Below are 624 nucleotides of genomic sequence, written 5' to 3' on the forward strand. Positions count from 1 at the left end.
GTTCCCGCCAAGGTTCCCGCCAGGGTTCCCGCTGTCGTTGCCGGTCCCCGGCGTCTCCACTGCGGTTCCCGAGGTTCCCGGGGTTTCCGGGGCGCGGGTGCGGGGGTTGGTGGCGGTGTTCATGACGGTGAGGAGGTGTTCGAACTGTTCGGCGGTCGCGAAGATTTCCAGGTGCTGGAGTCCGTGGCGGGGTTTGCGGATGAAGGCGCCCTGGAGTTGGCGCAGGAGTTCCTCGGAGGGTTCGGCGCCGTCCTGGTCCAGCGCGTCGGTCCAGCTCCGGGCGACCCGGGTCAGGAAGTCCGGGTCGTTCTCCACTGCGGTGCGGGTCAGAGCGTGCTCCATCCGGGCCGCGGCCTCGGCGTCGCAGACGTGCCGGACCCGGTCCAGCGCCAGGGTGATGATGGTCGCGGGCCGGGACGCGACCTCGCCGGCGGCGACGGCGGAGCCGAGTTCCCCGTGCACGGGCGGGAGAGGTTCGCCGGTGAATCCCTGCCGCGGCAACAGGCTCTCGGCCAGGGACAGCCGGCGGCGGGCCTCGGCGGCGCTGATCCGCAGCCGCGCCCGCAGGAACTCCGTGGTGTTCCGGTACCCGTCATCGACAGCAACAACCGCCGGGCCGTCAGC

Annotated in this window: 1 protein-coding gene; it reads right to left on the minus strand. The window is 72.0% G+C overall.

Annotated features, from left to right (window positions below; genetic code table 11):
* Window positions 1-624 (minus strand): DUF222 domain-containing protein (locus QK291_RS19000; RefSeq protein WP_282384410.1); only part of this gene is annotated, 624 nt, incomplete at both ends.

This window comes from Arthrobacter sp. AL12 (assembly GCF_029960645.1).
Taxonomy (GTDB): Bacteria; Actinomycetota; Actinomycetes; order Actinomycetales; family Micrococcaceae; genus Arthrobacter.